Annotated in this window: 19 protein-coding genes; 14 read left to right on the forward strand and 5 right to left on the reverse strand. The window is 45.8% G+C overall.

The features are described 5' to 3' along the window. Window positions 1–9 precede the first annotated feature (9 nt). The 3 genes from ACE1OE_RS21710 to ACE1OE_RS21720 all read left to right on the forward strand — a co-directional run bounded on the left by ACE1OE_RS21710 (window position 10) and on the right by ACE1OE_RS21720 (window position 3,324). Window positions 10–951 carry a WavE lipopolysaccharide synthesis family protein gene (locus ACE1OE_RS21710; protein ID WP_449212266.1) on the forward strand — a complete coding sequence of 314 codons (942 nt, stop codon included), beginning with the start codon at window positions 10–12 and terminating at the stop codon, window positions 949–951. 20 nt (window positions 952–971) lie between these two features. Continuing rightward, window positions 972–1,973 carry a WavE lipopolysaccharide synthesis family protein gene (locus tag ACE1OE_RS21715; protein ID WP_449212267.1) on the forward strand — a complete coding sequence of 334 codons (1,002 nt, stop codon included), beginning with the start codon at window positions 972–974 and terminating at the stop codon, window positions 1,971–1,973. A 64-nt stretch (window positions 1,974–2,037) separates the two neighbouring features. Beyond that, window positions 2,038–3,324, forward strand: a complete 1,287-nt coding sequence (locus ACE1OE_RS21720; protein ID WP_449212268.1) for an O-antigen ligase family protein — start codon at window positions 2,038–2,040, stop codon at window positions 3,322–3,324. Here ACE1OE_RS21720 and ACE1OE_RS21725 read toward each other — a convergent pair. Continuing rightward, a complete protein-coding gene (locus ACE1OE_RS21725) occupies window positions 3,319–4,020 on the reverse strand; it encodes a 3-deoxy-D-manno-octulosonic acid kinase (protein WP_449212269.1) in 702 nt (233 codons plus the stop codon). The two genes, ACE1OE_RS21720 and ACE1OE_RS21725, sit on opposite strands and share 6 nt — an antisense overlap. Before the next feature lie 127 nt (window positions 4,021–4,147). Between ACE1OE_RS21725 and ACE1OE_RS21730 the strand changes: the two genes are divergently transcribed. Both ACE1OE_RS21730 and ACE1OE_RS21735 read left to right on the forward strand, forming a co-directional pair. Next, window positions 4,148–5,281, forward strand: a complete 1,134-nt coding sequence (locus ACE1OE_RS21730) for a glycosyltransferase family 9 protein (protein WP_449212270.1) — start codon at window positions 4,148–4,150, stop codon at window positions 5,279–5,281. 50 nt (window positions 5,282–5,331) lie between these two features. Beyond that, the gene (locus ACE1OE_RS21735) at window positions 5,332–6,141 is read left to right on the forward strand and encodes a glycosyltransferase family 2 protein (RefSeq protein ID WP_449212271.1); all 810 of its coding nucleotides are present in this window, start codon (window positions 5,332–5,334) and stop codon (window positions 6,139–6,141) included. On the opposite strand, the gene ACE1OE_RS21740 is transcribed toward ACE1OE_RS21735, so the two are convergent. After that, complete coding sequence (locus ACE1OE_RS21740; RefSeq protein ID WP_449212286.1) at window positions 6,110–7,171, reverse strand: glycosyltransferase family 9 protein; 1,062 nt, start codon at window positions 7,169–7,171, stop codon at window positions 6,110–6,112. The genes ACE1OE_RS21735 and ACE1OE_RS21740 overlap by 32 nt on opposite strands. A 156-nt stretch (window positions 7,172–7,327) precedes the next feature. Between ACE1OE_RS21740 and coaD the strand changes: the two genes are divergently transcribed. Further along, window positions 7,328–7,822, forward strand: coding sequence for a pantetheine-phosphate adenylyltransferase (gene coaD, locus ACE1OE_RS21745; protein ID WP_102471204.1), 495 nt, complete (start codon window positions 7,328–7,330; stop codon window positions 7,820–7,822). Window positions 7,823–8,005: 183 nt separating this feature from the next. Then, window positions 8,006–9,418: an ArnT family glycosyltransferase gene (locus ACE1OE_RS21750; protein ID WP_449212272.1), complete on the forward strand. Its 1,413-nt coding sequence runs from the start codon at window positions 8,006–8,008 to the stop codon at window positions 9,416–9,418. A gap of 175 nt (window positions 9,419–9,593) precedes the next feature. On the opposite strand, the gene pyrE is transcribed toward ACE1OE_RS21750, so the two are convergent. Together pyrE and rph are read right to left on the reverse strand one after the other, a co-directional pair. Further along, a complete protein-coding gene (pyrE, locus tag ACE1OE_RS21755; protein ID WP_449212273.1) occupies window positions 9,594–10,235 on the reverse strand; it encodes an orotate phosphoribosyltransferase in 642 nt (213 codons plus the stop codon). A gap of 172 nt (window positions 10,236–10,407) precedes the next feature. Next, window positions 10,408–11,124: a ribonuclease PH gene (rph, locus tag ACE1OE_RS21760; protein WP_102471207.1), complete on the reverse strand. Its 717-nt coding sequence runs from the start codon at window positions 11,122–11,124 to the stop codon at window positions 10,408–10,410. Between the two features lie 240 nt (window positions 11,125–11,364). Between rph and ACE1OE_RS21765 the strand changes: the two genes are divergently transcribed. The 4 genes from ACE1OE_RS21765 to proX all read left to right on the forward strand — a co-directional run bounded on the left by ACE1OE_RS21765 (window position 11,365) and on the right by proX (window position 16,069). Then, entirely contained in the window at window positions 11,365–12,231 is an 867-nt protein-coding gene (locus ACE1OE_RS21765) for a YicC/YloC family endoribonuclease (protein ID WP_372062983.1), read from the forward strand. A gap of 555 nt (window positions 12,232–12,786) precedes the next feature. After that, on the forward strand, window positions 12,787–13,974 hold the full coding sequence (gene proV, locus ACE1OE_RS21770) for a glycine betaine/L-proline ABC transporter ATP-binding protein ProV (protein WP_372062984.1): 1,188 nt from the start codon (window positions 12,787–12,789) through the stop codon (window positions 13,972–13,974). A 3-nt stretch (window positions 13,975–13,977) separates the two neighbouring features. Then, the gene (gene proW, locus ACE1OE_RS21775) at window positions 13,978–15,069 is read left to right on the forward strand and encodes a glycine betaine/L-proline ABC transporter permease ProW (protein ID WP_449212287.1); all 1,092 of its coding nucleotides are present in this window, start codon (window positions 13,978–13,980) and stop codon (window positions 15,067–15,069) included. Continuing rightward, on the forward strand, window positions 15,062–16,069 hold the full coding sequence (proX, locus tag ACE1OE_RS21780; protein ID WP_449212274.1) for a glycine betaine/L-proline ABC transporter substrate-binding protein ProX: 1,008 nt from the start codon (window positions 15,062–15,064) through the stop codon (window positions 16,067–16,069). Before proW ends, proX begins: the two co-directional genes overlap by 8 nt. Before the next feature lie 247 nt (window positions 16,070–16,316). Here the strand turns inward: proX and ACE1OE_RS21785 are convergent, their stop codons facing one another. After that, window positions 16,317–17,687 (reverse strand): NCS2 family permease, encoded by a 1,371-nt coding sequence (locus tag ACE1OE_RS21785; RefSeq protein WP_449212275.1) that lies wholly within the window; start codon window positions 17,685–17,687, stop codon window positions 16,317–16,319. Between the two features lie 407 nt (window positions 17,688–18,094). Here ACE1OE_RS21785 and gmk point away from each other — a divergent pair, with 407 nt between their 5' ends. The 3 genes from gmk (at window position 18,095) to spoT (ending at window position 21,516) form a co-directional block, all read left to right on the forward strand. Beyond that, entirely contained in the window at window positions 18,095–18,721 is a 627-nt protein-coding gene (gmk, locus tag ACE1OE_RS21790; protein ID WP_102471216.1) for a guanylate kinase, read from the forward strand. A 358-nt stretch (window positions 18,722–19,079) separates the two neighbouring features. Then, window positions 19,080–19,352, forward strand: a complete 273-nt coding sequence (rpoZ, locus tag ACE1OE_RS21795; protein ID WP_102471217.1) for a DNA-directed RNA polymerase subunit omega — start codon at window positions 19,080–19,082, stop codon at window positions 19,350–19,352. 46 nt (window positions 19,353–19,398) lie between these two features. Further along, window positions 19,399–21,516, forward strand: coding sequence for a bifunctional GTP diphosphokinase/guanosine-3',5'-bis pyrophosphate 3'-pyrophosphohydrolase (gene spoT, locus ACE1OE_RS21800; RefSeq protein WP_102471218.1), 2,118 nt, complete (start codon window positions 19,399–19,401; stop codon window positions 21,514–21,516). Window positions 21,517–21,570 lie beyond the last annotated feature (54 nt).

A 21,570-nucleotide genomic window follows, 5' to 3' on the forward strand; every position in this document is an offset into this window, starting at 1 on the left:
ACCCCTGCTATGCCTTCCATTATTCAAGATGAATCTATCACTTTTGTTGTCCAAGGCCCTGTTCAAGCGAGCTCAAGCCGTAAACAAATTTCAGGTATCACTCATCAATGCCTGAACTCTATACGCCAATACTTTCCATCCTCAACGATTATATTGTCTACGTGGGAAAACCAGCCAGTTCAGGGGCTTGATTATGATGTGTTAGTAGAATCGAAAGACCCTGGCAGCAATACTATCTATCACGACGATACACCGGTTACACTGAACAACAACCGTCAGATTATCAATACACATGCAGGACTGTCTCGAGTAACAACCCAATACGCGGTTAAAATTCGAACAGACAATGTACTCACTGGTCGACAATTTGTTGAACTATATCAGAAATATAACCAACTACCTCGAGACCCCAAGCTTTCCTATTTTAAACAACGAACGTTAACAAGTAGCACTTTTTTTCTGAGCTGCCACTACGGAAAGCCCGTTCATTTCCACAAAAGCGACTTATTTGACTTTGGTTTAACGGAAGATTTGCTAAAAATTTGGCCGTATATACTGGTCAATGAGCCTCGCTTTATCCAGCAACCAGGATATAAAGTTCGATACCCAGCTACTGAGCAATTTCTCTGTTTATCTTGGTTAGGGGCGTTACTCAACAAGCCATTACACATTAATGCAAAGGCCGATGATGACGCAGGGCTAGGTCGAACATTTTGGCCTCTGTTTTTGGCGAATAATATCATTATCGACCTACCAGAAAAACTGGGCCTTGATGTCACAGAGCGTTTTTACAAACGGGGCAATTTTGCACTTGAGTATGACCTGAAAGATTGGCTTTATCTCAATAACGCCTCACCATCGCCAAAAGATGTAAAACGTCTTTCTCGAGCACTCAAAGCTGCCACGGCTACTGTTGCTCGAGGCTTAGGCAAGCCAAAGTCACTAAGCTAATGTTTGATGAAGTAACTACCATGACCCAGAAAAGCCAATCAAAATACCAAAACGGTCCAGAAAACCGTATCGAATCAAAAGATATTACTTTTGTGATTCAGGGGCCTATTTTTCCAGACATCACCGCGAATAGTATCCATTCGCTCCGCCGTTTATTCAAAAATAGTCCAATAATATTATCAACTTGGGAAGGCAGTGATACTCGGGAGTTAGACGCTGATATGGTTTTAGTCAATCAAGACCCTGGAACCACAGTGATAGGCTATCGCCAAGACGATTCCCCAATGTGTATTAACATCAATCGTCAATTACGGTCGACACTAAGTGGCTTACGTCAGGTGAAAACTCAGTACGCGGTAAAGCTTAGAAGTGATAACATCATCAATGATTCACGCTTTGTGGATGAATTTTTCAATTACCCAAAGAGAAATGCACAATACTCTATTTTTAACCAAAGAATTATTACCAGTACGTTTTATGCGAAAGAACAAACTAAAGGTATTTCTATCCCCTACTTTATGTCTGATTTTTTCCACTTTGGATTAACAGAAGACCTTCTAACGCTATGGGATATTGAAGAGTTTTTGCCTTTTCTGTACGACAAAGAAAAAAAGGGACAACGTCAGCATTGGCAGAGCCCAAATCGCCTACTTCATACAGAGCAAATCATGTGGAGTAAATGTCTGAGCAAGTTTTTCGACGTAGCGCTAGTCGACGAGTATGGTCAGTCAAAAGATATCGAAAAGTCATATCGATATATGATTAATAACCTCATTTTACTTGATAACGAACACAGCCTAAACCTCTCGGTTCAACCGCGCTTAGAACAACCAAACCCATTCCCTTATGAGTTTATATCTCAAACACGTTGGACATGGCTTTATCAGCAAGAATTTAACGTGACATCCAGTATTGGTTATCTATTTAAACTTAAATGGTACCTAGCAAGAGTGTTGAAATTTGGTCACAAAGGTATCCTCAACAGCATAAAAACCGCTACAATTCGATACAAAACTAGATGAAAATCTAGATTACAAAACCAAACAAACCTGTATTATATTTGCACTTCATTAGTTAGGCATCACTGTGACGACATCAACTTCTTGGCTTTTGCGAACCAATATTTTTCTTCTTATCGGATTATCCATTTCTATACCTGCATCTAAAGCGGGTATGAATGCATTCCTTTACCTCTATATCATCAGTTCATTTTTCGTACTGAAACTTAAAGATGTTAGGTTGCCAAAGAAGTACCTTTCCTTAATTCAGTATTCAATTATCATATTTGGACTTGGCGGTGCACTATCGTTATTGTCCAAAGGCGATGCTAATAACCTACTTATCTATATTCAAAAGTATGCTTATTTATTGATGCCTTCGGCCATAATTATCAGCATCCATCAATTCCCAAGAGCTTTAAAGTGGTCTGCTGTCGCTTTTCTTAGTAGCTGTGCATTTTGTTTGATGATTGATCTCTATAAATTTGCTTTTGTTTTCGACTTTTTCCGAGAAGGCCCTACACGCATATGGGGCCAAATAGGCTATAGTCGATGGCCTGTAGCGCTGGTTACAGCCATCACACTTGCCTGCTTAATTGAGCTCAATCTAAAATCATTGAAATATAGGTACCTTGCTTATGTTTTCATTGTTATATCATTATTTGGACTCGCTTTGACTGGAACGAAGGGAGGGATTGTTGCTGTTGCTATAGTAGGAATGTCATACATTGGCATTAAATCCCGAAAACATCGCTTCATATTACCTCTTGCTATCATAGGCGCTGTTTTAGCATTTAACCTACCGGTAATTCAAAAGAGCATCGGTGAGCGTTTCTCACTAAAAGAATTAAAGACCGCAAACTCAACAACAGAACGTGTAACTATGTTGAAAACAGGTGTTGCGATAACAAAATTCAATTCAGATAATGACCTCAATTATCTACTTTGGGGCGCGGGACTAGATAAGCCAGAAGTGCCTTATCAACAGGCTCTAGATTCTTTAGATAGCCCGACACGAGCTACTTTATTGCTAAAAAATGAATACTGGGGGTATACCGACTTACACAACAGCTACTTTGATCAGCTCTTGAAGAACGGTGTTATTTTCTCTGTCCTATTCTATGTCTTACTAACTATGATGCTTTATCATGGCTACAAATCCATGCGTCAACAAAAATTAATACGACATCTTCCTGTCATGTATGCTGGAACTATAATCGCCTATTTAGTATACAACATGTTTTACAGCAATTTCTCAGACTACGCTATTTACTCGCAGATATATTTTATAGCGCTAGCACTGGCCTTGCCTCTCGTGACTGATACAAAGAAGGTTCAAGATGACATCAGTTCCGAAGCAAAGCTGGAATCATGAACTGGCATATTGTTGAATCAGACCAATATCGGTTTCTTGAAATAGTACACCGCGCTTGTTTTTTTCTTTAAAGAATGAGCGCTCAAGTCTTTTCAAATTAGACTTTTTCCAATCGCAGCCCGATTGCTGACGACACTTATCAAAATCAATAATCCACACCTTATCTTGCTCATCAATCAAGATATTGTGGATATTGAGGTCAGTATGATTAACTTGCGCATCATGCATCTTACGGATCTCTTGACCAATGTTTTGATACATACTTTCTGGCAACGATTTTTCTTGCAAAATAGCGACCAAGTCGCGTGCGTTCGCAATCTTTTCACTCAATAAATCGGCACGGTAATAGGGACCTACTTTTACCGCGCGAGCGGCGATGGGACGAGGTACATTTACACCCGCGGCAATTAACGTGTGAAGCAATTGATATTCTTGATAGCTGCGTGTTTGCTCCCAACCCGCAAACCAATACTGATCTTTGACCATTTTTCCAAACAAGCCACCACGGCGATAATGCCTCAATGCGGCCTCAACGGTTTGGGTTTGCACAAACCACGTGGTTCCTCGGCCCTGAGCACTGCCAATGACTTTATCTTGCGATTGCCAAAAGTCCGGTTCAAAAACCTGTTCGATCGGCTCTTGCAGTAAGGCTTCATCATACCAATACGTTATGTTGTTCTTGTTCACTGTTTCCACAAACGCTTCCTAAGCTAAGGGCCTTGGCACTGACTCCACGGCTATCGTTATTATTTTCTTGCATCTAATTTTACATTCAAAGCACTCAACTGCATAATCCTTATATCTCCCTTTTCATTTAGACACTATGGCACTTTTTAATTCCCCTCCACGCTCTATTTGTGTGCTTCGCTTATCCGCAATTGGTGATGTTTGCAATACCGTTGCAGCGGTGCAGGCTATCCAGACGTTCTGGCCAGACACTCAGATAACATGGGTGACCGGTAAGCTAGAAGCTAAACTGCTGGAAAGTATTGAGGGTATTCATGTTGTGGTATTTGATAAACAAGCAGGCTGGAAGGGCTATACAGCGCTTTGGCGGGAATTAAAAGGTCAGCGGTTTGATGCGTTGCTGCATATGCAATACGCTTTCCGGGCAAGTATTGCCACACTAGGCATTAACGCTCGCTACACGTTAGGTTTTGATGGTGAGCGAGCGCAAGACTTTCAAGGGTTATTTACCAATACGAAGGTGCCGTCTCCCAATAAAATGCATGTTCTTGATGGGCTAATGGCCTTTACTGAAGTGCTCGGCGTGCCTCATGCTGCGCCTCTTTGGTCACTGCACTACTCGGAAAAGCACGCGCATTGGGCAGACAAGTCTCTTAACCGCGATCAGCCTAGCTATCATAGTAAGCCGCGTAACCTTGTTATCGTCCCTGCGGCGAGCAAGGGATACAAAAACTGGACAGCAAACGGCTATGTTGCGGTGATCAAGCATGCCATCACTCAAGGTTGGAATGTTATTCTAGCGGGAAGTCCGGCAGCCATTGAGGTTGAACTTGGCCAAGTGATTGAGCGTCAACTCTTGCCTTCCGATACGAGCTCTCGCGCTGACTCGCCGTCTATATCACACCACGTGACCAACTTAATTGGCCAAAGCAGTTTGTTAGAGATGTTGGCACTGATCGATAAGGCCGATATGCTCATCGCGCCTGATACGGGCCCAACACATATGGCCAATGCGATGGCAACCCCCGTGATCGGCTTATATGCTCACCACAACCCAAAACGAACAGGGCCATATAATTACCAAGACTATGTGGTCTCAGCCTATGAAGAAGCCATCCAAGCAGAAACTGACAAACCCAGTAGTGAATTAAGTTGGCGAGCAAGAGTAAAAGACAAACAAGCGATGCAGCGTATTCAACCTGAAGAGGTCATCGCCATGTTCGATCGCGTTGTTGAGCAAGAGCAGTTAGGCCCTGATTTGCTAAAATAAATCGCCATGGCTAAACCGTCTACGTGAGACTCACTGCCCCCTTCATAGGGATGACCGAATTTTTGATTAAGGTAAATAACGTGACTAAACCAACCCTTGCTGTCGCTTTGATTGTAAAAAACGAAACCAAACACTTACGAGCCTGCCTGGAAACGGTTCAGGGCTGGGTGGATGAGATCGTGATTCTTGACTCGGGAAGCACCGACGATACACCAGCCATCGCGGCGGAATTTAACGCTAAATTTCAGGTGAATTCAGAATGGCCTGGGTTTGGTGCTCAACGTCAATTGGCACAAAGCCATGTTGAGTCTGATTTTGTTTTTTGGCTGGATGCCGATGAGCGCGTCACGCCAGAGCTAAAACAAAGTATTTTGACGGCGGTTGAACGCAATGAACCCAACACGATCTACCAATTTGCTCGCTTAAGCTGGGTATTTGGGCGCTTTATCAAGCACTGCGGTTGGTATCCTGACAAGGTGCTTCGACTTTATCCCACCAAGCTAACGCAATATAACGACTCGTTGGTGCATGAAAAAGTAGAAACGAATGCCTCAATGACAGTAGAAGCATTGGATGGCGATTTAATCCATTACACCTACGATGATATTCATCATTATCTCGTCAAATCAGCGGGCTACGCTAAAGCTTGGGCAGAACAGCGCGAAGCACGTGGCAAACGCGCAAGCATCTCGCAAGGTATCGTGCATGCCATTGCTTGCTTTGTGAAGATGTACATTGTGAAAGCTGGGTTCTTAGATGGCAAACAAGGCTTTTTGCTTTGTCTGTTATCGGCGCATTCTACGTTCGTGAAATACGCCGATTTGTGGGTTAGGACAAGTACGTCTCAGCCCAAGGAGTAAGCGTCTCCAGTACCACACGAGTATCAATGCGAGTCATGTTTTCTTGACTCGCTTTATCTTCTGACGCCGGTGGACAAAAAGCGATATGTCGCCCTTCAGAGTTAAGTGGTCGCCAGCGTAGTGGTGTTGCTGAGCGCTTAGACGGGAAGAAACCCACCGTCGGAACATCTAACGCCGCGGCGATATGCAACGGTCCCGTCGAGCCAGCAATAAACAGGCTTGCACAAGCTATCGAACAAGAGAAATCGACTAAGCCATTATTCTTGTCGTACACCACGCTTGCTACGTGACGAGACTCCAGTGCAACCCTCAATTCTTCGGCTTTCTTTTCCTCTCCTGGTCCAGCAGTTAATACCACCTCAACCCCTTGACTGTCAGGCGATGTTTGCTCACGAAGAGCAAGGCCTGCCACCAGTTCAGCGTATTGTTCAATCGACAGATTATTTGCCGAGCCACCGCTGCCTGCATGCACATACACCCAAGGTTTTTGACTCTCCAAGCCAAGGCTTTGCGCTAGCATCGTGCGTTGCAGGGTGAGTTGCTGCGTATCAAAACTGAAATACGGCGCTTTGGGCTCAACAACATCTATCTTATTGTCATTTAAGAAAGCTCGCACAAGATCGAGGTTGTATTCATATTCTGGCTTGGCGCTCTGCGAGCGTTTTTGTTTAATGCGATGATTATAAAATATCTGCGCGAGTTTCGTTGCCGGGGCTAAGCGATAAGGAATGCGTGCTTTCCACACCAGTAACGCGTTGTACATGGTTGAAAACAGATTGATAGAGGCATCAAACTGCGCCGCTTTCAGCTCCGCTTGCAATAACTGCTGCTGCGCTTTATCTGCCTGTTCGCCTACATCCACAATCACGTCATCTATCCATGGACAGGCTGTCGCCAATGCTACGGTGTATTTAGGCACCAAGGCGGTAATATGACAATCCGGTAAAGACGATTTCAGCATCGCGAAGCTCGGCCATGCCAACATAAAATCACCGATTTTATCGTTTCGAATGACCAGGATTTTTTTCATCATCTTACTTCTCTCTCATCGCAGATAGGGCGCGTCTCAACGTTTCTTCATAATAACAACTCGAAGACAGAATGGTAACTCTCGCGCTCGCTTAAAGAATTTAAAATCGCGCATAATTTGCTACACTGACTGAAATTTCAAAATAGAGCCAACGCCGTGACACAGAAGCGAATTTCTCGAGTAATCTATCCAGGTACCTTTGATCCTATTACCAACGGTCATCTTGATTTGATAGAACGAGCGTCTTGTATGTTTGATGAGGTCATCATCGCCATCGCTGCCAGTCCCAGCAAAAACACGATGTTTACGCTCGAAGAACGAGTGGATTTTACTCTTCAAGTCACTCAGCATCTGGAGAACGTGACGGCAAAAGGGTTTTCTGGCTTGTTGGTTGATTTTGCGAAACACGAAAAAGCCAACGTCCTCATCCGTGGTTTACGCACCACTGGTGATTTTGAATACGAATTTGGGCTTACTAATATGTATCGCCGCTTACTGCCAGGCATGGAAAGTGTCTTTCTAACCCCGGCCGAAGAACATGCGTTTATTTCATCGACACTGGTTCGCGAAGTAGCGATCCATGGTGGGGACGTGAGTCAATTTGTGCCACCTATTATTGAAAATGCCTTAAAATCAAAAAATATCGTCTAGAAAAATATTTTCGTCGATAAAATCACAATCCCTAACAATAGATTGAATATCTGTTTATTGACCTACACTTGAACATTATGTGAGACTTCGTGGGTTTTTTAATCGTACCGGCGGCAATTGCTGCGCGGTACTTATTTTGCAAAGCGATCATTACGTTAGGTAATGAGGCTGGAGTTGTAAACAATGATAAATAAACAGCGCACGCTGTGGATACTGTTGATTGGTGCCTTACTGATTCGCCTATTGTCATTAGGCTTATATCCGTTAATGGACACCACTGAGTCTCGCTACGGTGAGATGGCAAGAATGATGGTAGAAACGGGCAATTGGCTAACGCCATTGTTCGACTATGGCGTCCCTTTCTGGGGTAAACCACCTCTATTCACATGGATGAGTGCAGCTAGTGTCGAAATGCTAGGACTCTCCGAATTTGCGCTGCGCCTGCCTCATTGGATTGCAGGTGTACTCGTGGTTTGGGCATCAGCGTGGGTGGCGAAAAAGAATGGCTACAACCCGCTCGTGGCGGCGCTTGTGCTGTCGACTACGTTGGTTTTTTCTATCTCTGCCGGTGCAGTGATGACCGATATGGCGTTGACTGTCGGACTGACGCTGGCCATGGTTGGATTTTATCAATGCTGGCGCGGTGAAACGCTATGGGGCTATGTGGGCTTTGCTGGCCTTGCGATCGGCCTTTTAGCTAAAGGCCCGGTCACCATTGTTTTATTTGGATTAGCCGTATTCCCTTGGATGGTGATTCAGCACGGCATTGTTGGCGCTTTTGTTGAACTATGGCGCCGTTTCCCGCTAGTCAAAGGCACGCTGTTAATGCTTGTCATTGCTTTGCCTTGGTACATCCTTGCCGAGCGTGCAACACCAGGTTTCATCGATTATTTCATTGTCGGCGAGCACTACAAGCGCTTTGTTGAGCCAGGCTGGACGGGCGATCTTTACGGTTCAGGTCACCAAGAACAAAAAGGAAAAATCTGGTTCTTCTGGCTGCTGGCAGTACTGCCTTGGTCATTGATTCTACCAATCATGATGATGGTTCGCGCTAAGTTTGGTCTCGAACAAGCGAAGAAAAACCAAGGCTTTACTAGCTTTGCTATCTGGTGGGCACTGGCGCCGCTGATCCTCTTTTCTTTATCCAGTAATATTCTGCCAACGTACGTGCTACCAGGCACACCAGCGGTGGCATTGCTTATTGCTATATTCTGGAAACAGAAAGATACCATCTGGGTATCGATTTCAGCCCTGATTGTACCCATTGCTCTCATTGCCGCCACATATCTACTGGCAACAGGAAAAGTTGCGGATAACAGTGATAAGACCATTTTTGAAACGGTTGATCCTGATATTAGCGCGTTCTATGTTTACCCGCGCTCCTACTCTGGTCAGTACTACAGTAACGGGAAAGCGAAGGTATTTGAGTCTGATAAGCAAGTTGAAGGCTTAGACGAGTTTTACATCATCTCTTACAACGACAGACAACGTGACTTTATTCCCTTTAAGGAAAAATACAGTTGTAGTGAAGAGGCGGTCGCCGAAAGTGCCGATCGCATGGCACTGTTGTGTAAGGTCAAACCTGAAACGAAGTAGTATAAGGCCGAGTGGCTATGGACGATTAACGCCATAAATCATTACGTTTATGGCGCACGAAAAAAAGGGACCGAGTGAAATCACTCGGTCCCTTTTTTTATCTCAACAATCCATAGCGAGCGTTATACCAAAGCGGTTAACTCTCGCCATTAGAATTGAGCGCTAGCGACTAGGGTTAAATACCATACTCTGCACGGTACGCCTTCACGGCTTCAAGGTGATCTGTGCTACCACCTTGACCTTCTAGATAGGTAATCAAGTCCGTTAGGCTAACAATAGAAATCACCGCACAACCAAAATCACGTTCCACTTCCTGAATCGCAGACAATTCACCCTTGCCCTTTTCTTGGCGATCAATTGCCACCAACACACCTGCTAAATCAGCGCCGTTGGCCTTAATGATTTCCATCGACTCACGAATGGCAGTACCCGCTGTAATCACATCATCCACCAGCATAATGCGACCTTCTAGTGGGCTACCCACCAAGCTGCCGCCTTCGCCGTGTGTTTTGGCTTCTTTACGGTTAAAGCAGTATGGCGTATCCACATCATAATGATCGGCTAGTGCCACCGCTGTAGTTGTGGCAATTGGAATACCTTTGTAGGCAGGACCAAATAGCACGTCGTACTGAATTGCAGAGTCCGCCAAGGCTGCCGCATAAAAGCGACCTAAGCGTGCCAAATCACGGCCTGTATTGAAAAGACCAGCGTTAAAGAAATAAGGGCTTTTACGGCCAGACTTTAGGGTAAATTCGCCAAATTTAAGTACTTCTTTTTCTAGGGCAAATTCAATAAACTCACGCTGGTATGCTTTCATCTTTTCTCTCTCTTTTGTTGTGTTCGTCACCCCTTAAAAATGGGATCGTCCAAAGCGAGTCATGCGCTTTATGAGGTTCTCGCTTTCGTGAGGATGACGGTTATCTTTTTAACCGTTATTCAGTGTGCGTTATGCACAAAAAAATAGCCCCCTTACGGAAGCCATTCAATAATTAGTCTGCTAATGCCGCCTTCTGAGCGGTGACGATCTCGGCAATGCCGTTTTTCGCGGACTCCAGCAACGCCATGAGCTCTTCATGACAGAATGGTTCGCCTTCTGCTGTGCCTTGGATTTCGATCATACGACCATCTTCCGTCATCACTACATTCATGTCGGTATCGGCGGCTGAATCTTCTACGTACTCAAGGTCACAGAAAATGTTTTCGCCAAGGATGCCAACAGAAACCGCGGCAACGTGGCTCTTCATTGGGTTCGCTTTCAGTGAGCCTTTCTTCACAAGGTGAGCAAACGCATCAGCCATTGCTACGCTCGCACCAGAGATAGCTGCAGTACGTGTACCGCCATCAGCTTGGATCACATCACAATCCACCGTCACCATGATTTCACCCATGGCTTCAAGGTCAACGACCGCACGAAGGCTACGTGCGATAAGACGTTGGATTTCCATCGTACGGCCACCTTGCTTACCACTTGCCGCTTCACGACGCATTCTTGTATGCGTTGAGCGAGGTAGCATGCCGTATTCAGCGGTTACCCAGCCCTTACCTTTGCCTTTCAACCAACGTGGAACATTTTCTTCCACAGTGGCGTTACACAATACTTTGGTATTGCCAAACTCGACAAGAACCGAGCCTTCAGCATAAGCAGTATAGTTGCGAGTAATTTTAATTGGGCGCACTTGCTCTGCTGCGCGATCATTTGGACGCATGGACATTACCTTTAATAGGGGAAGGGTTTGGTTGGGCGAAGATTATAGCGGAGAAGGGAGTATGGGTCTAGGTGCTTGGTCCTTGGTCCTTGGTCCTTGGTCCTTGGTCCTTGGTCCTTGGTAGAAGATAGTTCGCTTGACCCCAAGGGTCTAGGACCGTCTTTTACCTAGAGCCATCTTTTTAAACTGTGCTACCATGAGTGCAGTTTGAACAATTATTAAATTCAAGGAAATTAATCCATGATCTACAGCATGACCGCTTACGCTCGTAAAGAAGTCAAAGGTGACTGGGGAAGCGCCGTTTGGGAAATTCGCTCAGTAAACCAACGTTACCTCGAAACGTATTTTCGCCTTCCAGAGCAGTTTAGAGGCCTTGAACCTGTACTTCGTGAACGCTTCCGTAAGCGCTTGGCGCGCGGTAAAGTTGAATGTAACCTGCGCTTTGAAGCAAACCCAGCAGCAAAGAGCGAACTGAACATCAATGAAGCCCTCGCTCAACAGGTCATCAACGCAGCAAAACAAGTGATGAGCCTAACCGGCGAAGATAGCCGTTTGAACCCTTTCCAAGTCATGAACTGGCCTGGTGTGATGGAAACGCCAGAGCAAGACATGGATACCATCAATAAAGAACTACTGGTCGGTTTTGAAGCAGCACTCGTTGACTTTATTGAAGCCCGCGCAAGCGAAGGCAACAACATGAAAGCGCTCATCGACGCTCGTTTAGAAGCCATCACCGATGAAGTCGTCAAGGTTCGCGCGCGCATGCCTGAGATCATTGAATGGCAACGCGAGCGCCTATTAGGCAAATTTGAAGACGCTAAGATTGAACTAGAGACTGGCCGCGTCGAGCAAGAGCTGATTCTTCTTGCGCAAAAATCAGATGTAGCAGAAGAGCTCGATCGCCTTGATTCTCACGTCAAAGAAACCACGTCTATCATGAAAAAAGGGGGCGCTTGTGGTCGTCGTCTCGATTTTATGATGCAAGAGTTCAACCGTGAGTCCAACACGCTTGCGTCTAAGTCTATCAGCACCGACATCACCGCCTCTGGCGTAGAACTTAAAGTCTTGATTGAACAAATGCGTGAGCAGATCCAAAACATTGAATAACGTTGACGCTTTAATGAAGTAGGGCGCCCTACTTTCGTTAGGTTTACCTCTAACAACCTTTTATCAAAAGACCAGTAGTTACGCTACTGGTCTTTTTGCTTTCTAGACTTAAAGCCGCCCTACCGTTAACGCCATCTCAACACTTCACTTCACTTCACTTCACTTCACGGTATGGTTACCCATCAACGCCCCATCGGCAAAATATAACCAAAATGCGTCAAGCACACCTTAGTCATTCTCTATATTTTCCAGCCCATGCAATTTACTTCGTACTCGAATCATTTACCTCTTATCAATGTCAGGAATATGTCATGGCAATAGTATCGGTTATTCATCATCAATATAAAAACAACAGCGCCATGTTTTACCCTCCTTGTTGAACACCAATTTAAACACCTAACAATCAGATGTTTAAGCCAATTTATGGCTATTATTTTATTTTTACACATTGAAGAACATTCAATGAAAGTAATGGATAGCGCTTGATAATAAAATTAATATTACTTAGAGTACTAATCGTTTGGCTATAAGCTACATCTAAAAAGGATTGACAACATGGATCCCATACTGGAAGTTAAGGGACTGTACAAAGTGTTTGGAGAAGACACTGACCGCGCATTTTCAATGATTGATGAGGGTGCCGACAAAGAGAAAGTTTTCGAAAAAACGGGCTTAACCATCGGGGTTAACGACGTTTCTCTCAGCATTAAAGAAGGCGAGATTTTTGTTATTATGGGGCTGTCTGGCTCTGGAAAATCGACACTCGTACGCCTGCTCAATCGCCTCATCGAACCCACTCGAGGCAACGTTTTCCTCAAAGGCAAAGACATCGCACACATCTCAGAGGATGAGCTTCGTCAGGTGCGCCGCAATAACATCTCCATGGTTTTTCAAAATTTTGCCCTCATGCCTCACATGACCGTGATTGAAAATGCGGCATTTGGATTAGAACTCGCCGGTATTGAATTAGATAAACGCCGTGCAAGCGCTTTGGGTGCATTAGAGCGCGTGGGGTTGGAGCCGTATTCTGAGTCTTACCCCGATGAGCTTTCCGGTGGCATGAAGCAGCGTGTTGGTTTGGCAAGAGCGCTTGCCTGTGACCCAGATATTCTCTTAATGGATGAGGCGTTTTCCGCCTTAGACCCGTTAATTAGAACCGAGATGCAAGACGAACTCATTCGTCTGCAAAATGACGATAAACGTACCATTGTCTTTATCTCCCACGATCTCGATGAAGCCATGCGCATTGGCGATCGAATTGCCATCATGCAAAACGGGGAGGTTGTGCAGGTCGGAACGCCAGATGACATTCTCAATAACCCTGCTAACGATTATGTGGAAGCCTTCTTCCGCGGCGTTAACGTGGCCAATGTCCTGACAGCCAAAGACATTGCCCGCAAACAACCTGCTGCAGTCTTCAAAAAGTCTGAACATGATGGGCCCGCTTCTGCCTTACAAATCCTAATGGATAACGATCGAGATTATGGCATCGTCGTCGAAAAAACGAGCCACTACTCGGGCATTGTATCGATCGATTCGTTGCGTCAAGCGCACAAGGAAAAGCGAACCTTGGTCAGTGCTCAGATCGACCAAGGCATCACGCTTCAACCTAACCAACCAATCAATGAGATATTAGGGTTGGTGGCCAGCGTGCCTTACTCGGTACCGGTGGTCGATGACAGCGGAAACTATTTTGGCGTTGTGACGAAATCACGACTTCTTCAGACGTTAGATAAGGGATAAATGATGTCATCAGACCAAACTAATACCGATCCATGGTCACAACCGGTGCCTCAACAAGCGGCTTCTGATCCTTGGGGGCAAGCCAGCGACGCATCAAGCTCAACGGATTGGCTAAACAGTGAAACCGTTGATACCGTGCCCTTTGACCTTCTCAACCCATTCGAGAAAGCCGTGCTGCCCGTTGATAACTGGGTTGAGTCTGGGCTCAATTGGCTAGTAGAAAATGGCCGCCCTCTGTTTCAAGCGATTCGTATCCCGATCGATTTTATCCTAAGTTCATTTGAAACCGCGCTCGTTTCAACACCTGCGCCCTTCATGTTGATCATCTTATTCTTATTAGCATGGCAGTTTTCGAATCTAAGGCTTGGTCTCGCAACGGCGGTGTCTTTTGTGTTTATCGGCCTTATTGGCGCCTGGTCAGAGGCGATGGTGACCCTTTCATTGGTGATGACATCGGTGTTCTTTTGCTTGTTGATCGGACTCCCCTTGGGGATATGGTTAGCCAGGAGCCAAACCGCTGCGAAGTTTATTCGCCCGATTCTTGATGCAATGCAAACCACTCCAGCCTTTGTTTACCTAGTACCCATCGTGATGTTGTTTGGTATTGGTAATGTGCCGGGGGTCGTGGTGACCATTATTTTTGCTCTGCCGCCGGTCGTGCGCCTTACGATTCTGGGTATTCAACAAGTGCCTGAAGAATTGATCGAAGCCGGACATTCGTTCGGCGCCAGTAAAAAGCAGATGCTGTATCGCATCCAGCTGCCACTCGCACTGCCAACCATTATGGCTGGCGTGAACCAAACCTTAATGCTGTCGCTTTCGATGGTGGTTATTGCCTCTATGATTGCGGTTGGCGGTCTAGGTCAGATGGTACTGCGTGGGATTGGCCGTTTAGACATGGGGCTTGCCGCGGTTGGCGGGTTGGGCATTGTCATTCTCGCAATCTTGCTTGACCGAATCACTCAGGTTCTTGGGGTCAACGCTGGCAATACCAAACTACGTTGGTACCACACCGGTCCTGTTTCTATCTTGTTCAAAATGTTCACTCGGAAAAGTGAGCCAACATTAAATTTACGGAGAAATGAAAATGAATAATTCATGGAAGAAAACCCTAACTGCCAGCGTGGCGTCTGCACTCGTGTTATCGACAAATGTTTGGGCTGAGAAGCTGCCCGGCGACGGCGTTAGCATTCAACCACTTCAATCAACGGTTGCAGAAGAAACCTTTCAAACACTGATTGTTAGCCGTGCACTTGAGGCTCTAGGCTACGATGTGAAGGAAACAAAAGAAGTCGACTACAATGTGGGCTACACCTCTATTGCAAAAGGCGACGCGACCTTCCTTGCCGTTGGTTGGTTCCCACTTCATGCAGACAAATACAGCCAATCTGGTGGTGATGACAAATTCTATCGCAAAGGGCAATACGTCAGTGGTGCTGCGCAGGGTTACTTAATCGATAAAAAAACGGCAGAGCAGTACGGCATTACCAATATTGGTCAATTAAGCGACCCAAAAATCGCCAAGTTATTTGATGCTGATGGCGATGGCAAAGCCGATTTAACAGGCTGTAACCCAGGCTGGGGTTGTGAGCTTGTCATTGAAGAACAGTTGTCTGCTTATAAATTACGAGACACCGTGAGCCACAATCAAGGTAACTACGCCGCGATTATTGCCGATACTATCTCACGCTATAAGAACGGTGAGCCGATCCTTTACTACACATGGACACCATACTGGGTAAGTGGCGTATTGGTCCCGAATGAAGATGTAGTTTGGTTAGAAGTGCCGTTTTCGGCATTGCCTGGTGAGCGTAAAGGCGTTGATACGACGTTATCTAACGGCAAGAACTACGGCTTTGAGATGAATTCTATGAGCATCATTGCCAACAAGGCATTTGCTGAACAAAACCCTTCTGCCGCTAAGTTGTTTGAAATCATTAAGCTGAACATCAATGATGTGAGTGCTCAAAATATGATGATGAGCCAAGGTAAAAACAGCACTGCTGATATTGAATCGCATGTGAATGGCTGGATCAAAGCTAACCAAGGCCTGTTTGACTCTTGGGTTGCCGAAGCTAAAAAAGCGTCAATGTAATCTTAGTGGCGCGGTATGGTCCAGATAAGGCGATATAATCTTATTAAAACCTTATTACAGCCACTATGAGATAAATACCACCCTAGAAAATGTAAGCACTCCAATCGTTGGTAACTCAACGATTGGAGTTCGTGCAATACGCTTATGCTTATGCTTATGCTTATCGCTATAACCTGACGTTGTAAGCTATCGTTGCAAGCCAAAGCAATAAGCGACACAACACATCACCGCGATATCGTCTCTCTAATTACAGCAGAACCAGATACGTCCCAAACAGCGCACACAGCACATAAATCACGGGGTGCACTTCCTTACCCTTGCCCGCAACGACCATCGTAAACGCGTAACTGATAAAGCCCATTGCCATACCGTTAGCTGGAGAAAAACTCAGTACGGTGAACATGATGGTGAAAAACGCGGCAATGCGAGACTCTTTCTTTTCCCAATCTATCTGCCCAAGGCGACCAATCATATAGATACCGACCACCACCATTGCTGGCGCGACCATCGCAGCAGAGAAGACCGAGAATATTGGGTACAAAAACAACGATAAGAAGAATAGTCCTGCCACAACCACAGCGGCTAAGCCCGTTCTTGCCCCTTGCGATGACGCAATACCAGATTCAGAGAACGCAGTAATAGAGGTCGTACCCAGAACAGAACCAATCACCGTGCCACCAGCATCTGCTACCAGTGCAGAGCGTGCGTTCGGCACCTTGCCATCTTTATCAATGATGCCGGCATCTTTACCGACACCAACAATCGTGCTTAGTCCATCAAAGAAATCGACGATCAAAAAGATAATCACGATAAACAATAGGTCAAACATCTTCTCGGCCGTTAAACCTGAGATATCGAAGATCGCGCCAAAGCTCCCGGCCATACTTGGTGGCATCGACACGAGCTGCTCTGGGATTGGGGCATTTGATGTACCCATGAACGTATCGGCCAATACCGTTAATACAATGGCAGAAATGAAAGAGATGAACGTCGCCAGCTTGATGTCTCTGACCATGCAGCCTAGCGCAATAAAAATACTGATGTACGCAATGATGACTTTAGGGTCAAGGATGTCCCCCATGCCCACCAGAATAATAGGATTAGAGACGATAATGCCTGCATTCTTTAGGCCCAAGAAAGCAATAAAGAGACCGAGAGAAACCGTAATAGCGAGCTTAAGATCCTCTGGTATCGATTCAATCATTGCTTTGCGAATTCGGGTCATCGACAGGATCAAGTAAATAATGCCAGAGAAGAAGATGCCGAGTAGCGCCTCATGCCACACCAATGCCACCGAGCCACTTAATAGCATCCCTTTAAAGAAGCCGTTCATGCTCATACCTGGAGCAAGCATCACTGGGTAATTACCAAAAAAGCCCATAATAAGTGTCGCAATACCAGCAGCGAGTGCCGTAGCGGTAAAGACGGAACCACGGTCCATGCCAGGGATGTCACCAAGAATGGCAGGGTTGACCGCGAGGATATAACTCATGGCAAGGAAAGTAATGAAGCCCGCATACACCTCTGTGCCAACGGTAGACTTGCGCTCAGAAACTTTAAATGTAGATTCGATAAAAGAAGTTTTCGCTGATGGTTTACTAGCCACGTCGACACTCACGATAAAACCTGCTTATTTGGATTAGGAAAAGTCGCCAAGTTCAGTCATTGAACTTGGAAAAGTTGGCGCGGATTTTAATCGACCGTGTGAATATTTCAATGAATTTCGTGCCATTTGTGAATATTTTTTATCGCTTTAAAAACAACACCTTGATAAATAAGCAAACGTTTGCCACTACATTGCAATCACGACACGGACCGCCGAGCATTTTTTATGTTCGATGCCCTCTTTTATTATTTTTCCAGGTCAAGCCCTGTGACTTGTCGAAAATAGTCAAATTGTGCTACTCTTCGCCTCCATTTTTCTGACTGATTTTTCAACAGTCTCAGTCAGTATTATGTTTCGTTAATGAAACGCCTATCACTGCGCGTTTCTCGTTTTCAATCCAGAACTATGGACTCGTACCTATGGGCAAAGGCACTTTATACATCGTATCCGCACCAAGCGGCGCAGGTAAATCAAGCTTGATTTCAGCGATGCTAGAAACCAATCCTACGTATGCTATGAAAGTGTCGGTATCGCATACCACTCGTAGCGTGCGACCTGGTGAAGAGGATGGCGTGCATTATCATTTTGTTGAAAAAACAGAGTTTGAGTCGCTGATCGCTCAAGATGCTTTCTTTGAGTACGCCGAGGTATTCGGTAACTACTATGGAACGTCTCGACTATGGATTGAAGAAACCCTAAATAAGGGCATTGATGTCTTCTTAGATATCGATTGGCAAGGCGCTCGCCAAATCCGCGCGCAGATGCCGGAAGCAAAAAGTGTCTTCATTTTGCCACCGTCCAACGGTGAGCTGGAACGTCGTCTTAACGTTCGTGGTCAAGACAGCGACGAGATCATCGCTAAGCGCATGAGCGAAGCTAAGTCTGAGATATCTCACTATGACGAATATGACTATGTCATTATCAACGATGACTTTGATGTCGCGCTGATTGATTTCAAAGCGATCTTACGCGCTGAGCGCCTAAAACAAGATAAGCAAACCATCAAATACAAAGGCATGCTCGTCGCACTGCTTTCTGAGCAGTAGAGATAAGCGTGTTTTCGTCATTGTTTCTACGTATTTTGTGGTGATTTCCTGACAAAATGCAGTAAAAAGCAAATGACCTTACTATAACGGCCGTATTTACCTATATACTGTTACACAGACGCTACTGTTGTGCAGGTGATGTTGTTGTACAGGCGATATAGCTGTACAGACGTTATTGCTGTACGACAATGTCACTAAACAGACAATACTGGTAAACATGCATACTGGTTAACCGACGAGACTAGTAGTAAACAGGCGGTCGTCAGGCTCTATTGGGATCATTTGTGATCTAGCATCCAATCCCAATAGGCTGTATACTTTCTCGTCATCTAAAATTTAGTTAATTATTGGAGTTCTTATGGCACGCGTAACTGTTCAAGACGCTGTTGAAAAAGTTGGTAACCGCTTCGACCTAGTTCTTATTTCGTCTCGCCGCGCACGTCAAATGCAAATCGGTGGTAAAGACGCATTAGTGCCAGAAGAAAATGATAAGCCAACGGTTATCGCACTACGCGAAATCGAAGAAGGCTTGATCACTAAAGATGTACTTGATGCACGTGAGCGTCAAGAACAGCAAGAGCAAGAAGCCGCTGAACTAGCCGCGGTTAGCAGCATCGCTCACAACCGTTAATTCGGACCGAGTTTACTCGTGTTCCATCGACTTTCGGGCCTACAATTTGTACCTATTCGATAGCCTTAAAGACGTTGCCCAAGAATATCTAACAGAGCCTCACCTTGAGGCTCTGCGTCAATCTTATGTGGTAGCAAGAGATGCCCATGAAGGGCAGACCCGCTCAAGCGGAGAACCTTACATCATTCACCCTGTCGCGGTTGCTCGGATCCTCGCTGAAATGCGTTTGGATATTGAGACACTGCAAGCAGCGTTATTGCATGATGTAATTGAAGACACTGAAGTCACCAAAGAAGAGCTAGAAGAACAATTCGGTACCACTGTTGCCGAACTCGTCGATGGCGTATCCAAACTCGACAAGCTTAAATTCCGCGATCGTAAAGAAGCCCAAGCTGAGAACTTCCGTAAAATGGTTCTGGCAATGGTTCAAGACATCCGCGTGATTCTAATTAAGCTGAGTGACCGCACCCACAATATGCGTACGTTAGGCGCCCTGCGTCCTGACAAACGACGTCGTATTGCTCGCGAAACCCTCGAAATCTATGCCCCACTCGCCCACCGCCTTGGTATTCATAACATCAAGACCGAGCTTGAAGAACTTGGCTTTGAAGCCCTGTACCCGAACAGGTACCGTGTTCTGAAAGAAGTGGTGAAATCAGCGCGTGGCAATCGTAAAGAGATGATCCAGCGTATCCACAGCGAGATCGAAGGCCGCTTAGAAGAGGTAGGGTTAACGGTTCGCGTGTTGGGTCGTGAAAAGAACCTGTTCTCCATCTATAACAAGATGAAAACCAAAGAGCAGCGCTTCCACACCATTATGGACATCTATGCATTTCGAGTGATTGTCGATACCGCGGATACCTGTTATCGCGTGCTTGGCCAGGTCCACAGCTTGTATAAGCCACGTCCTGCTCGCATGAAAGATTACATTGCCGTACCAAAAGCCAATGGCTATCAATCCTTGCATACCTCTATGGTTGGCCCTCACGGGGTACCAGTTGAAGTACAGATTCGTACTGAAGACATGAACCAGATGGCAGACAAGGGTGTGGCTGCGCATTGGGCTTATAAAGGCAATGGCGATCGCTCCGGCACGACAGCGCAGGTGAAAGCCCAGCGCTGGATGCAAAGCCTGCTTGAGCTTCAGCAAAGTGCGGGCAACTCCTTTGAATTTATTGAAAACGTAAAATCTGATCTGTTCCCTGATGAGATCTACGTCTTCACGCCTAAGGGCCGAATTGTCGAACTGCCTCTTGGGGCAACCGCGGTCGATTTTGCCTATGCGGTGCATACCGATGTGGGGAACACCTGTGTCGGTGCACGTGTTGATCGTCAACCATACCCTCTCAGCAAGGCGCTGAAAAATGGGCAAACGGTTGAGATCATCAGCGCACCGGGCGCACGCCCAAATGCCGCTTGGCTTAACTACGTGGTGACATCACGCGCTCGCACAAAGATCCGTCAGGTTCTTAAAACCATGCGTCGTGAAGAATCCGTCGTACTTGGTCGTCGACTGCTTAATCATGCATTAGGTCGCCATTCTATCGATACTATCTACCCAGAAAATATCGATGAAGTACTCAAAGATCTGAAACTTGAAAGCACCGATGATTTACTTGCCGCGATTGGCTTAGGCGAACTGATGAGCATTATCATCGCTCGACGTTTGCTTGGTGATACCGATGAGTTGACGCAGACCAGTTCTGTACCATCGTCGGGTAAACGCCTGCCTATCCGTGGTGCGGAAGGTATATTGCTGACTTTTGCTAATTGCTGCCATCCGATCCCTGACGACAGCATCATTGCCCATGTTTCACCGGGTCGTGGGCTTGTTGTACACAGAGAAACCTGTCCAAACGTACGCGGCCATCAAAAAGAGCCGGATAAATACATGGCGGTGGAATGGAGCGATGGCTACGAGCAAGAGTTTACCGCAGAGCTGCAGGTTGATTTGCATAATCACCAAGGCGCGCTAGCTGAACTGACCAACGTCATTGCAAAAACAGGGTCGAATATCCACGGCATTTCAACCGAGGAAAGAGATGGCCGTTTGTATACCGTGACGGTATTACTGACGACACAAGACCGTGTGCACTTGGCGGGTATCATGAAGCGTATACGCGTGATGCCGCATGCCTTACGAGTCAGACGACGTAAAAACTAGTTTTCAATGTGTTAACTTCAACGGGTTCGATAGTCATATCGAGCCCGTTTTATT

Source organism: Vibrio sp. E150_011 (genome assembly GCF_053544015.1).

Bases quoted from the DNA above. Each gene is read 5' to 3' on its own strand.
- gmk (WP_102471216.1), top strand. From the start codon at position 18,095: ATGGGCAAAGGCACTTTATACATCGTATCCGCACCAAGCGGCGCAGGT.
- rpoZ (WP_102471217.1), top strand. From the start codon at position 19,080: ATGGCACGCGTAACTGTTCAAGACGCTGTTGAAAAAGTTGGTAACCGC.
- proX (WP_449212274.1), top strand. From the start codon at position 15,062: ATGAATAATTCATGGAAGAAAACCCTAACTGCCAGCGTGGCGTCTGCA.
- ACE1OE_RS21715 (WP_449212267.1), top strand. From the start codon at position 972: ATGACCCAGAAAAGCCAATCAAAATACCAAAACGGTCCAGAAAACCGT.
- ACE1OE_RS21740 (WP_449212286.1), bottom strand. From the start codon at position 7,171: ATGAAAAAAATCCTGGTCATTCGAAACGATAAAATCGGTGATTTTATG.
- ACE1OE_RS21730 (WP_449212270.1), top strand. From the start codon at position 4,148: ATGGCACTTTTTAATTCCCCTCCACGCTCTATTTGTGTGCTTCGCTTA.
- ACE1OE_RS21735 (WP_449212271.1), top strand. From the start codon at position 5,332: ATGACCGAATTTTTGATTAAGGTAAATAACGTGACTAAACCAACCCTT.
- proW (WP_449212287.1), top strand. From the start codon at position 13,978: ATGTCATCAGACCAAACTAATACCGATCCATGGTCACAACCGGTGCCT.
- ACE1OE_RS21750 (WP_449212272.1), top strand. From the start codon at position 8,006: ATGATAAATAAACAGCGCACGCTGTGGATACTGTTGATTGGTGCCTTA.
- ACE1OE_RS21765 (WP_372062983.1), top strand. From the start codon at position 11,365: ATGATCTACAGCATGACCGCTTACGCTCGTAAAGAAGTCAAAGGTGAC.
- proV (WP_372062984.1), top strand. From the start codon at position 12,787: ATGGATCCCATACTGGAAGTTAAGGGACTGTACAAAGTGTTTGGAGAA.
- pyrE (WP_449212273.1), bottom strand. From the start codon at position 10,235: ATGAAAGCATACCAGCGTGAGTTTATTGAATTTGCCCTAGAAAAAGAA.
- ACE1OE_RS21710 (WP_449212266.1), top strand. From the start codon at position 10: ATGCCTTCCATTATTCAAGATGAATCTATCACTTTTGTTGTCCAAGGC.
- rph (WP_102471207.1), bottom strand. From the start codon at position 11,124: ATGCGTCCAAATGATCGCGCAGCAGAGCAAGTGCGCCCAATTAAAATT.